At 48.7% G+C, this 11823-nt stretch carries 9 protein-coding genes; 5 read left to right on the forward strand and 4 right to left on the reverse strand.

Going from position 1 to position 11823, the window contains the following annotated elements:
* Positions 1–9 precede the first annotated feature (9 nt).
* Genes AC5SV9_RS07220 through AC5SV9_RS07240 form a run of 5 tightly spaced genes read left to right on the forward strand, consistent with a single transcriptional unit; the run spans position 10 to position 4402 of the window.
* On the forward strand, positions 10–1383 hold the full coding sequence (locus tag AC5SV9_RS07220; protein WP_475147552.1) for a MotA/TolQ/ExbB proton channel family protein: 1374 nt from the start codon (positions 10–12) through the stop codon (positions 1381–1383).
* A 5-nt stretch (positions 1384–1388) separates the two neighbouring features.
* A complete protein-coding gene (locus AC5SV9_RS07225) occupies positions 1389–1907 on the forward strand; it encodes a MotA/TolQ/ExbB proton channel family protein (RefSeq protein WP_475147555.1) in 519 nt (172 codons plus the stop codon).
* Positions 1908–1965: 58 nt separating this feature from the next.
* The gene (locus tag AC5SV9_RS07230; RefSeq protein ID WP_475147557.1) at positions 1966–2370 is read left to right on the forward strand and encodes an ExbD/TolR family protein; all 405 of its coding nucleotides are present in this window, start codon (positions 1966–1968) and stop codon (positions 2368–2370) included.
* 53 nt (positions 2371–2423) lie between these two features.
* Positions 2424–3077: an energy transducer TonB gene (locus AC5SV9_RS07235; RefSeq protein ID WP_475147559.1), complete on the forward strand. Its 654-nt coding sequence runs from the start codon at positions 2424–2426 to the stop codon at positions 3075–3077.
* 11 nt (positions 3078–3088) lie between these two features.
* On the forward strand, positions 3089–4402 hold the full coding sequence (locus AC5SV9_RS07240) for a tetratricopeptide repeat protein (RefSeq protein WP_475147560.1): 1314 nt from the start codon (positions 3089–3091) through the stop codon (positions 4400–4402).
* 94 nt (positions 4403–4496) lie between these two features.
* On the opposite strand, the gene AC5SV9_RS07245 is transcribed toward AC5SV9_RS07240, so the two are convergent.
* The 4 genes from AC5SV9_RS07245 to phoU all read right to left on the reverse strand — a co-directional run bounded on the left by AC5SV9_RS07245 (position 4497) and on the right by phoU (position 11787).
* Positions 4497–7448, reverse strand: a complete 2952-nt coding sequence (locus tag AC5SV9_RS07245; RefSeq protein ID WP_475147562.1) for a TonB-dependent receptor — start codon at positions 7446–7448, stop codon at positions 4497–4499.
* A gap of 70 nt (positions 7449–7518) precedes the next feature.
* A complete protein-coding gene (locus AC5SV9_RS07250) occupies positions 7519–9648 on the reverse strand; it encodes a glycoside hydrolase family 16 protein (protein ID WP_475147564.1) in 2130 nt (709 codons plus the stop codon).
* 252 nt (positions 9649–9900) lie between these two features.
* Positions 9901–10806, reverse strand: coding sequence for a porin (locus AC5SV9_RS07255; protein WP_475147565.1), 906 nt, complete (start codon positions 10804–10806; stop codon positions 9901–9903).
* 255 nt (positions 10807–11061) lie between these two features.
* A complete protein-coding gene (gene phoU, locus AC5SV9_RS07260) occupies positions 11062–11787 on the reverse strand; it encodes a phosphate signaling complex protein PhoU (RefSeq protein ID WP_475147568.1) in 726 nt (241 codons plus the stop codon).
* Positions 11788–11823 lie beyond the last annotated feature (36 nt).

Consider the following 11823-nt stretch of genomic DNA (forward strand, 5'->3'; position numbering starts at 1 on the left):
ATAGAAGTGATGAAATCAATAGTAAAAGTTCTTACAACAACGTTGTTTGCCTCTTTAGTTGCAACGGGTGCCATGGCACAAAGTGTCGATGATAAAGCCCTTGACCTGGATCAGTTATTAAAACAGCTGGAACAAGGCCAGATTGCGCAGAATAAAGATAACCAGCGCCGTGAAAGTGAGTTCATTGCCAAGGTAGCAGAGCAAGATAATATGCTCAAAGCTGCCACCAGCAAACGAAATGCCGAGCTAAACACCAGTGAAAGCCTTGAGCGTCAGTTTCAGGAGCATGAAATTAAGTTGGCCAATTTAAATGAGGCCTTAACAACCCGCTTAGGCTCGTTAAAAGAGTTGTTCGGCGTGCTGCAACAAGTGTCTGGCGATACCAAAGGTAAATTTCAGAGCTCGGTAATTTCTGCGCAACTTCCTGGCCGGGTGCAATTTCTGGATGAACTGGCTCAGTCTATGGGGTCAAGCTCAAAGCTGGCTTCTATTGAAGAAATTGAACGCGTCTGGTTTGAAATTCAGCGTGAGATGACAGAATCAGGCAAAGTGACCAAGTTCAAGACCGATGTGGTAGAAGCGGGTGGCAACAAGGTTAATAAAGAAGTGGTTCGGGTAGGTTCTTTTGCTTTGGTAGCTGACGGTAAATATTTGGATATGAACCCAGTAACCGGCACTGTAGCAGAACTGACACGCCAGCCTGCCAGCCGTTACGGCGACAGCGCAGCGAATTTGCAGGCTGCTGATATCGGTGAGTTGGTTCAGTTCGGTCTTGACCCTACCGGTGGGTCTATTCTGGGATTACTGGTACAGGCGCCCAATTTCCAAGAGCGCATTGAACAAGGCGGCTTGGTTGGTTACATCATTTTAGTGGTAGGGGCAGTGGGCCTGATCCTTGCGCTAGAGCGTTTAGTTAGCCTGACGCTGATTAAAATCAAAGTAGACCGTCAACTGAAGAATCCGCAACCTAATAAAGACAACCCTCTTGGCCGTATTCTGCAAGTGCGTGAGCAGTTCCCGAACGTCGATACTGAAACACTGGAACTGAAACTCACTGAAGCCATTTTGGGCGAAGTGCCGAAACTCAGCCGCAACCTGACGATGATAAAAATCATCTCAGTTGTAGCGCCGCTGATGGGCTTGTTGGGTACCGTAACCGGTATGATAAACACGTTCCAGGCTATCACGCTGTTCGGAACAGGCGACCCTAAACTGATGGCAGGTGGTATTTCTACAGCCTTAATGACGACAGTGCTGGGCCTGGTAGTCGCTATCCCAATGACGTTGCTTTACGCCATGCTGAATACCCGCAGCAAGAACATCGTACTTATTCTGCAGGAACAAGCTTCAGGCGTTATTGCTGAACGTGCTGAACGGAGCTAATCGCCATGTTCGAGATATTCGAGGCCGTACGAGATTTTACCGAGACAGGTGGCCAGGTTCTGCTGGTGATTGGTCTACTGATTTTTATCATGTGGTTGCTTATTCTTGAACGTGCCTTTTACGTCTTTATTTGGCACAAACAATTCAAGAACCAGACTATTTCAGCCTGGGAATCAAGACGTGACCGCTCATCATGGTATGCCGAGCAAATCCGTCAAGCCATGATCTCGCGGGTGAGCATTAAGCTGAATGGTTCCATTCCGGTCATTCAGGCTTTAGTCGCGCTGTGTCCGCTGCTCGGCCTGATGGGCACAGTAACCGGTATGATTGAAGTGTTTGATGTCATGGCTATTTCCGGGTCCAGCAGTGCCCGCTCTATGGCATCGGGGGTATCTAAAGCGACTATCCCGACCATGGCAGGCATGGTCGGTGCGCTGTCAGGGGTATTTGCTTCCTCTTGGCTGGCCCGTGTTAGCAAGACCGAAAAAATGCATATTGAAGATGCGATGACTATGGATCACTAAGTGAGCCGGTTTTAACAGATTTGGTGGCTAAATGCCGCCCCACAGATAAGAGATATTTATGAAACAGCATTTTCAGAATCTGGTAGATGAAGAAGAAATTACCATCGACCTAACACCAATGCTAGACGTGGTTTTTATCATGTTGATCTTTTTTATTGTGACAGCGTCTTTTGTAAAAGAGTCCGGTATAGACGTGAACCGCCCCGAAGCGGCTACGGCAGTGAAGAAAGACCGCGCCAATATTCTTATCGCTATCAGTGACAAAAATGAAATCTGGATTAACAAACGCCGTATTGACGAGCGTGCAGTCCAGGCCAACATTGAGCGTTTGTATGCTGAGAATCCACAGGGCAGCGTTGTGATCCAGGCAGATAAAAAAGCCGTCACAGAAACACTGATTAAAGTGATGGATGCTTCCAGAGCTGCTGGTGTCTTCGATGTATCTATTGCAACTCAGGAGTAAACCGGTGCAGCGAATTTTCAGCCAAACCGTTCTATTTCAACCAGGAGTTAAGCATGGCTAATGCAACGATCGCAGCGCCGGGCGGCGCTTCTATGCTAGGTAGAATAGTCTTAGCGCTGGTGTTGTCAGGCATAGTGACTCTCGGGCTGTTTTTTCTGATGCAGTCCCTGATTAAGAGTGGCGGTAGCGCCCTGACTGACCCACCAGTAGGTTCTGTGCTGGACTTTGTCCGGATTAAACAGGAAGAGCAAGTAGAGAGAAAAGATCGTAAACCCAAGAAGCCGCCGAAGCCGGAACAGCCGCCACCACAAATGCAGCAACCACAATTAGACTCACCCACGCCCAATACAGAGGCTGGTTTTAGTATGGACTTTTCAGCAGATATCAGCACTGATGCGAAGTTATCAGGGGGTCTGGCGTTAGAAGGTGGGGACGGCGAGTATTTACCTATTGTCAAGGTTGCACCTGTTTATCCACGGCGTGCGCTGCAAAGGGGCATCGAAGGTTATGTTATTGTTGAATTCACCGTAACTAAATCAGGAACGGTGCGAGATCCTGTTGTCGTGGAAGCCAATCCGGAGGGAATATTTGAGCAGGCCGCGATGGATGCCGCGCTAAAGTTCAAATATAAACCAAGGGTGGTTAACGGCGAAGCAGCAGAAGTTGCGGGTGTGCAGAACCGCATAACCTTCCAGATTGATGGTTGAGGTGGAATCCTATGTTAGCAAAAAAAACACTCAGTCAAGTGGTCGCGTTTACGTTACTGGCGACAAGTAGCTATCTGTTACCCTGCGTCAGCCCGATGGGCCTGGTGCAAGCACAAGAACAGCAGCAAGACGAACGTAAAACCCGCCGTACACCAGCTTTACGCGCTAAAGTGTATGAGCAGTTGGCCAGGGCTCAGGCATTGGCCGATGCAGGGAAAGTAGACGAAGCCCTGGCGGCATTAGACGACGTTAAAAGCAAATCCAGCTCTATGAACAGTTACGAGTTGGCCATGCTGTATAACTTTTATGGCTTTACATATTACAACACCGAGCAGTATGGCAAGGCCATTACCGCCTTTGAGAAAGTAGTAGAGCAGCAGCCTATTCCAGAATCTTTCGAGCTCTCTACCCTGTTCAGCCTGGCTCAGCTGCATATGATGCAAGGCAATTATGCTAAGACACTTAGCGTCCTTGAACGCTGGGAGGCACTGAACAGCGGTGAGATCCCAGCCAATAATCATCTTATCAAAGCTCAGGCCATGTACCAGCAAAAAGACTATCAACGGGCTTCTGGCTTTATTAATCAAGCTATTAAGATGGTTGAAAGTGAAGGAAAGGTGCCAGACGAGAACTGGTATGTGTTGCAACGCGCAATCTATTTCGAGCTTAAACAACCCGAGAAAGTAAAAGATGTGCTGGTTAAGATGGTTCGCCACTATAACGATGGAAAATACTGGATACAACTCGCCGGGATGTACGGTGAACTGGGCGAAGAGAAAAAGCAACTGGCCGTTCTTGAAGCGGCGTACCAGCAGGGTTATATCACATCGGCCTCTGATATATTTAACCTTGCTCAGTTATATTACTACCATCAGGTTCCGGTAAAAGGCGCCCGCGTTATGGAGAAAGCCATGCAAGCGGGTGTGCTTGAGCGCAACCTGCGCAACCTGAAATTTACCGCAAGCTGCTGGTCTCTGGCCAAACATGACGATAAGGCTATTCCGCTGTTGATTGCCGCCGCAAGCTTATCAGATGATGGTGAACTTGAAGCTCAGCTGGGCCAAATATACCTGAATATGGAAGCATACGATAAAGCTATCGAAGCGAGCCTGTCTGCCTTGCAAAAAGGTGGCCTACGTAATCAGGGCATGTCTCATTTAGTATTAGGCATGGCTTACTTCAATAAGCAGCGTTTCGATGACTCTTTAGTTGAGCTGGCCAAGGCAGAGAAATTTGACAACACCAAACGCATAGCTATGCAATGGGAAAAATACGTAAAAGCAGAGAAAACTAACTTTGAAACTCTTCAAAGCGAACTGTCTTAATAAGTCTGAATAACACTTTAAAATACTAAACCGGCTTTGCTATTGAAAAGGCCTGCCATGCGGCAGGCCTTTTTATTGACCAAACTAAAACAGCTTACTGAAAGCTGTAACGCACACCAAGTGCATAGCGTGTACCGTACTGGCGGGCAAACAGGAACTGCTCTTCATAACGGCCATACCCCTGCTCGGTTTCATTGTTCAGGTTAATGCCTTCAAAGAACACTGTCAGGTTGTCATTAATGTCGTAATTTATGCTCATGTCCCACTGGCCAAAGGTTTTGGCAAACTGCGGTGGTGCATCAGCCGAGCCCTGCGATTGCCCTACGCCAATCAGGTAACTATCACGCCAGGCATAGGTTACCTTGACAGATAAACCATGGTTTTCATAAAACGCCTGGAAGTTAGCTGAATCACCCAAACCATTTAGCGGAGACTGCACTTCAAGGCTGGTGACGTCGAACTTCACATCACCGTCAACAAAGGTAGCATTAGCTCCCACACCAAAACCGGTTTCACCAAACAGGTGTTGCACCGCAACCTCAAAGCCATCGACTGACTTATCGTTGCTGTTGTAAGGCCGGGTTACCAGCCAGGTTATCAGTGGATCATTGGCAGTAGGTTCAATAACACCATTGGCGTTGCCATGGCCATTGTCGAGCATCTGCTGATAAATGGCGCTGGTATCGGGGTTGGCATCACCTGCCGCAATCAGCTGCTGCTCGGCTTCAAGATAACGCGGCCCCAGATAGATATCATGCAGGCCGTCAAATTGCGCTTCAACCGTTTCATTGGCAATAAAGTTCTTCACATCCTTTTTGAAATAACCCACTGACGCATAGCTGCCCTCAGCATAATAATATTCCAGGCTCAGATCTAAATTGGTCGATTCAAACGGTTGCAGATTAGTATTGCCCTCACTGCCGGTGCGCGCACCTATTTTTGGGCTGCCGCTTAAACTGCGCCCGCCAGCCAGATTACCCAGCGGTGCCCGCGCAATGGTTTTGCCCCAGGACATCCTCGCAACAATGTCATCGGTCAGGTCAATACGAAAATCGAACATCGGCAGCAGGACATCATGCTTACCGGTCAGGGTTAAAAAGGTATCTTCACCCTGAAGGTATTGCATTATCCACTCTGACGCTGAGGCCCATACCACCTGCTGCGGCACTGTCTGGCGCACGGTACTGGTAACGTCGGTTTCTTCGTAGCGCACACTGGCGTTAAACCGCGCCGGAAAACGGCCTATGTCAAACTGCCAGTCTGACTGCAAATACACACTCAGCGTTTCTTCCTGCACCGAACTTTCGCTGTCTATGCCGTCGTAATAAGCATCCGCTACATAAACATCAGCGCCCATTAGCCCCTCAGTCAGATAAGCTGCCTGGCGTGCCACGGCTTCATCAAAACTATAGGTGTAATAATACGGCGAGGCCATATTCAGGCCGCCACCACTGAACTCATCCAAAAAGCCGGCAGTGCTGTGACGGGTGAACATATTGTCAGGAAAAATTTCGGTAAAGCTGGGGCTAAAACCGGCACCACCACGCAGACCACTCCAGGCGTTATGGCCGCCCATGGTCTGGTCGGTAAAAGCCACACCGGCTTTAATGCTGGCCAGTGGAATATCAAATACCGAGTTATACCAGGTTGAATCGAGCTGTAATTGCTTGATATCTGACTTACCCGGCGAGTGAGTAAACTGGCTGAAGTTAGAATCCATTTCGCCCGGCGTCAGCTCATTGGTGCCATTACGCCACAGGATAGAAGCCTGCGGAATATCACCGGTGCGGTAATCATAGATTTTCGTGACCAACTGGTCAGAGCCAATGATCACCTGACCATCACTGCCAAGGCCCTTATCGGCGCCATTATCGGTTTTGTTATCTGAGTCGTGATAATCCAGGCTCAGATGAAAATCTTCTGTAACTTGCCAATCCAGGTTTAACCCTACTGAACGCGCTGTTACTTCAGTTGTATTACGGCTGGCGGTAAAAGAGCCGTCATTACCGCTGATATCGGCATAAACAGCGGTACCATTTTCATCCAGCTCGTACGCGTTAATATTGCCGCCAAACTCGTTCCAGATCCCCCAGCCAATAGTATTGACACCGGTAGTCGCTTGCGAAGCCGTGTAATCTAGGGTTGCAACAAAATTATCCACCGGCGCAAACTGCAGCGTAACCTGGCCGTTACTGCGCTCACGTTCTACATCATCAATGCCATAGTTCATATCTTTAGCAAAATACGCTGGCCCGATTTTATTGCCTTCTGCATCTTCCGGCCTGGCATCTATTACGTTGGCGGCATCAAGCACAGGCAGGCTGGTTTGCGCCTGCCAGCCCTGAATATTGGCATACTGGCGCTGAAAATCCCGCTGCTGGTGTGATACCGAAATTGCCACACCGAATTTTTCATCAGCAAACGTATTGCTGAAAATTGCAGACAGTTCCGGCGTGATGTCGTCACCTTCCTCATTGGACGAGTCATAAATGCCTTTAGCGGATACCGAGTATCGCAGACCGGGGCTTTGCAGCGGTTTAGCCGTAATAATATTGACGGTCGCCCCTAAACCCCCGCTTGGGTTTTCAGCACGGGCCGTTTTATATACCTCAATTGCACTGATACCGTCTGACGCCAGGTTTTCCAGGTTATACGAGCGGGTATTACCGGTGCCCGGCATTTGCCGGCCGTTTAAGGTAATAAGGTTAAATTCCGGGCCAAAACCGCGAACCGTGATCTGGCTGCCTTCGCCGTTAGAGCGGCTTACCGACACACCGGTAATACGCTGCAGTGACTCTGCCAGGTTGGTATCCGGAAACTTACCCATTTCTTCGGCGGAAATGGCATCTACTACGCCACTGGCATCGCGTTTTACATCCATTGAGCGAATTAAACTACCACGGATCCCGCTGATTTGAATGACTTCGATATCTTCGCTGGCACGGCTGTCTGCAGCATTAGTGTCCTGCGCCTGTACCAGTGAACTTGCCATTAATACGGCAATAGCGGTAGCCAGGCGGCTTTTAGTAAAAGTTACGTTTTTCATAATGACCTACTGAGCTTTATTCGTTATTTCCGGCCGGGTGCAGTCACCCGGCGCCTTTATGCTATTGATGTTAAGGTTGTTTAATCACCACATTGTCCAGACGGTAAATCGCCCCCTCTCCCTGTCCCCAGGCAGGAAAGACCATCAGTACGTCAATAGCTGAAATATCAAGCCCAGCCTCCAGTAAATCAGCCACGTTAAACGTGTAGGTTTGCCACTGCCCAACTACAGGCGCAACACCCTCAACACTGGTTGTTAAACTTACTTCTACCGCTGTTGCGGCATTATCTGCTTCAATCTTAAATATCCAATCAGCAGCCGCATTTGCCGGTGCACTAACCACCTTCATTTCAAACTGCACAATGCCGCCATTACGCAATAAACCGGCATCGAAAGGCTCGCCACTACCGCCACTGCCGGTGCGGTTGTTAAAGCCCATGACAGTTGGAGTGGCACCAATTCTAAACTCGGCAACCGTGCCATGAGCGGTATCATCCACCTCTTCCGTCGGCACAGAGCCACCACAGCAGTCCCACATCGGCCAGTCAGAGTTTGTTTGATCAGCAAACAAGGTTAACTCTGGATAATCGAGCGTAATTTCCACATTATCTACCCGGTACACGGCGCCTTCGCCCTGGCCCCAGGCTGGGAAGATCATCACAACATCAATAGCGGACACATCCAGACCGGCATCGGCCAACATCTGCAGCGGGAACGTATAGGTTTGCCACTGACCTGCAACCGGCGCAGTGCCTTCACTGCTAGCTGTAATATCCAGCTCTACTGCTGTGCTGGCTTCAATACTTTCCACTTTAAACAACCAGGGTGCCGACGCATTATTCGGCATAGAAGTCACCTGCATATCAAAGCGAATATAGCCAATCTCAACAATACCGGAGGCATCAAATGGCGAGGGGACGCCCTGAGGATCGGTAATAAACTCCTCTCGGCTGGTAAAACCGTTAACGGTAGGAGCTGCCGCTACACTAAATTCATATACATCACCCCGGTTAGCGTCTGCTACCAACGCTGGGGTGGTGCCGCCACAGCAGTCCCAGGCCGCCCAGTTTGGGTTAGGTGTGCCATCAAAAATGCTTACGCTTTGCACAAGACCGGCAGCAGCAGTGGGGATAGGCGCCAACCCGGTTACCAGTGCATCAGCTTCATCTTCATAGCCTGGGCGAATCGTCTCGCAGCCTTTGCCGGTTGAAGGGTTAGCAGCACACTCATATACCCTGACATAATCCACTTCAAAGCGCTGGCCGTCGGCAAAAGCAGCAGCATCTATGCCCAGATTGTTGACGTTCTCCGGCCAGTTACCGCCAACAGCCAAATTCAGGATCATAAAAAATTCCTGATCAAAAGGCGCTGCATCCCAATGCACTTCCAACTCTCCGCTGGACTGATTAAAGTACTCAGCAAACCAGCCGCGATGTGACAGCCCGTCAGCCTCTCCTTTACTGTTATAACGTACTTTTGACTGGCGCTGTGTGGCGAACAGGTAGCCATCCACATACCAGCGAATTTCACCCTCCTGCCACTCAATAGCATAGGTATGGAAATCGTCTGCCGGGTTTATACCATCGGGTAACTGATAAGCTTTACCTGAGCTGGCGTTATTTGGCCACTCGCGGCCATAGTGCAAGGTTCCGTGTACATTCGCTTCAGCGACACCGTCATCGCCAACCACTTTAAGGTTTACGGCCTCCATAATGTCAATTTCGCCGGACCGTGGCCAACTGCCGTATACACTGTCTGTCGGCATCATCCAGAATGCCGGCCAGCTGCCCTGACCGTAAGGAAGTTTGGCACGCATTTCGAAGCGGCCATATTTAAAATCGGCTTTGTGCTGCGTCGTCAGCCGGGCAGAGGTATAGGGCTTTTCTGCACCTTCCTCAGCTGGTAATGCCACGATATTCAACACACCGTCTTTTACAAAAGCGTTTTCATTGCTGTCGGTATAGCATTGTTTTTCGTTATTACCGCCACCCGTGCAATTGATTTCGTAGTTCCACTTATTACTGTTTATCGCCGTGCCGTCGAACTCATCGTTCCATACCATTACCCAGTCTGTTACCGGTTGGGATACGTCTATGTCGTCGAAATTGGATTTTGTTTCTGCACTGCCGCCGCATCCCTGTAATGCAGATGCCAGCATCACAGCGCAGGCTACAGTAGCCAGCTTTGCTGTTGTTTTCATACTCTTTGCCCCGTTTGTGTCAATGTTTAGCGTGGTGTTCGATTAAGCAGTCGACACCATCTAATGTAAGCGCTTTCATAAAGCTAATTGACAACAAGGCAAACGTCAATGCATCTGACAGATCTTTTTTTGTACAAATTAAAGAAACACTGCGGCCAAGCAGCATAAATCAAGGTTGGGCTTGAGTTGATGCTGACAATAAAAAAGCCGGTGTAACTAACCGGCTTTTTTGAACAGTAGGCTAAAAATATATTAAAACTTGTGTTCCAGGCCTACCGCCAGATAATCCTTGTCTAAAGCAGTATCGAAATCAAAGCTGGAGTACCAGGCAAATAACTTGGTGTTTTTGCCAAGCTTGTAGTCCGCGCCAGCGCTAAACCCATTATCATCTTCCATCGCCTGATACTGACCTTTCAGTTCAAACTTGCCAACAGGGTAGGCAACGCTTAACAGGTAACCGTCACGCTCAAGGCCGGTATCCGTTGCTTCCTGTGTCTGATACATGGCACCCAGTTTAAAACCAGACACTTTAACCTGTGCGCTGGCACGCACGGTGTCATAACCTGCCACATCAGCATCATAAGCCAGCGCAGCATATACCGCACTGTCTTTCAGGTTTTCATCACCGTATAACAACGCGGCCGAGATACCATCTTCTGCTTCCGGATCATCTTCAGCAATATACGTCAGCTGAGCACTGAAGCCTGAAAAAGAGGGTGAAAAGTAACTTACCGAATTGCTGGTACGGTTTTCACCTTTCCAAAGTACTTTAATATCACCTTCATAATCACTGAATAAGTCAATCTTGCCTTGCGACATCTTCAGTGCAGTATCATGCCGTCCAAGCCGCACTTCACCGAAACTGCCGGCCAGTCCCAAATACTGGTTACGCGACTTAATGTTCTTCTCGTTAGCTTCATCAGATGGGTCGACTTCCCATTCCAGCTGATATACCACAGTTAAACCGTCTTCGAGCGCATAATCGCCTTTCAGGCCAAAACGTGAAGCATTACTTTTCAATTCAGTGAAGCTGCCTTCACCTTCATCACTGTACTGCGCCGACACGTTAATTTTACCGTATACTTCCAGCTCTTTCGCCTGCACCATTGTGGTACCGGCAGCCAGTGCCACCGCTAATACTACTGTCGTTTTCTTCATTTTCTGCACCTGAATTAAGGCCGGTACCTGATGTTACAGCAACCGGCTTGGCTGTTTTGGACGCCGCCATAGTATGACTGATTTATGACACTAAAATGACAATATGGCAATTTCATGACCTTAAAATGATGTTTTTATGACTTAGACAGCTAAGCAACTGTTCTACTGGGAAAAGTATTTATCAAATTGACAAGATAGCCAGCCCAAAAAAGAAAAAAAGGAGCCGTAGCTCCTTTTTTTTGAAATGTCACAGCGTTAGTCGCGCTTTTTATCGACCACTTGCTGCAACTCGGCGTCACTAAGATGGGCTACATTGCGGCCTTTACTGAGGAAAATCGTATGCTCGCAAATATTGCGCGCATGGTCACCAACACGTTCCAGTGCTTTAGCAACATTTGATATCTGCAAGCTGATGGCAATTTGCCGGGCATCGTTCATCATCATGCTAAGGTTATGCTGCATAATGCGGGCATAATCATCATCTATGGCTTTATCTTCGCGTAGCACAGCTAAGGCGTTTTCAGCATCAATTTGCTCAAATGCTGCTAAAGCACGCTGTAACATTAAGCGCACTTTCTGCCCCATTACCGCAATGTCATCCAGCTGAGATTGCTGTGGCCGGTTTCCCTGCTCTTCTTTTAGTAGAGCCTTGGCGATGCGTTTAGCCAAGTCGCCTATGCGTTCGACATCGTTTATCGCTTTAAGTACTGACAGCACTAAACGCAGGTCGCTGGCTGCAGGTTGTCTTCTGGCAAGAATATCTAAACAGTGCTCGCTGATATCTACTTCAAAGCTGTTGACCTTACGGTCGAAATCTTTAACTTGCTGTGCCAGTTCAGTGTCAGCGCCGGTGAACGCTGTCATGGCGTCATCAAGCTGTTGCTGTGCCAGCGCGGCCATTTGCAGTAAACGAACTACGGCTTGTTGCAACTCTTCATCATAAGCCTGCGAATAATGGCCGCCGATTTTGCTATTTGGCATAACGCCAGTCTCCTGAAATAATCTTAAGCTGTGGCA

This window comes from Rheinheimera sp. ATLC3, assembly GCF_059429535.1.

Excerpts from the sequence above, each read along its gene's own strand:
- AC5SV9_RS07220 (WP_475147552.1), top strand. The coding sequence starts at position 10 with ATGAAATCAATAGTAAAAGTTCTTACAACAACGTTGTTTGCCTCTTTA.
- AC5SV9_RS07225 (WP_475147555.1), top strand. The coding sequence starts at position 1,389 with ATGTTCGAGATATTCGAGGCCGTACGAGATTTTACCGAGACAGGTGGC.
- AC5SV9_RS07230 (WP_475147557.1), top strand. The coding sequence starts at position 1,966 with ATGAAACAGCATTTTCAGAATCTGGTAGATGAAGAAGAAATTACCATC.
- AC5SV9_RS07235 (WP_475147559.1), top strand. The coding sequence starts at position 2,424 with ATGGCTAATGCAACGATCGCAGCGCCGGGCGGCGCTTCTATGCTAGGT.
- AC5SV9_RS07240 (WP_475147560.1), top strand. The coding sequence starts at position 3,089 with ATGTTAGCAAAAAAAACACTCAGTCAAGTGGTCGCGTTTACGTTACTG.
- AC5SV9_RS07245 (WP_475147562.1), bottom strand. The coding sequence starts at position 7,448 with ATGAAAAACGTAACTTTTACTAAAAGCCGCCTGGCTACCGCTATTGCC.
- AC5SV9_RS07250 (WP_475147564.1), bottom strand. The coding sequence starts at position 9,648 with ATGAAAACAACAGCAAAGCTGGCTACTGTAGCCTGCGCTGTGATGCTG.
- AC5SV9_RS07255 (WP_475147565.1), bottom strand. The coding sequence starts at position 10,806 with ATGAAGAAAACGACAGTAGTATTAGCGGTGGCACTGGCTGCCGGTACC.
- phoU (WP_475147568.1), bottom strand. The coding sequence starts at position 11,787 with ATGCCAAATAGCAAAATCGGCGGCCATTATTCGCAGGCTTATGATGAA.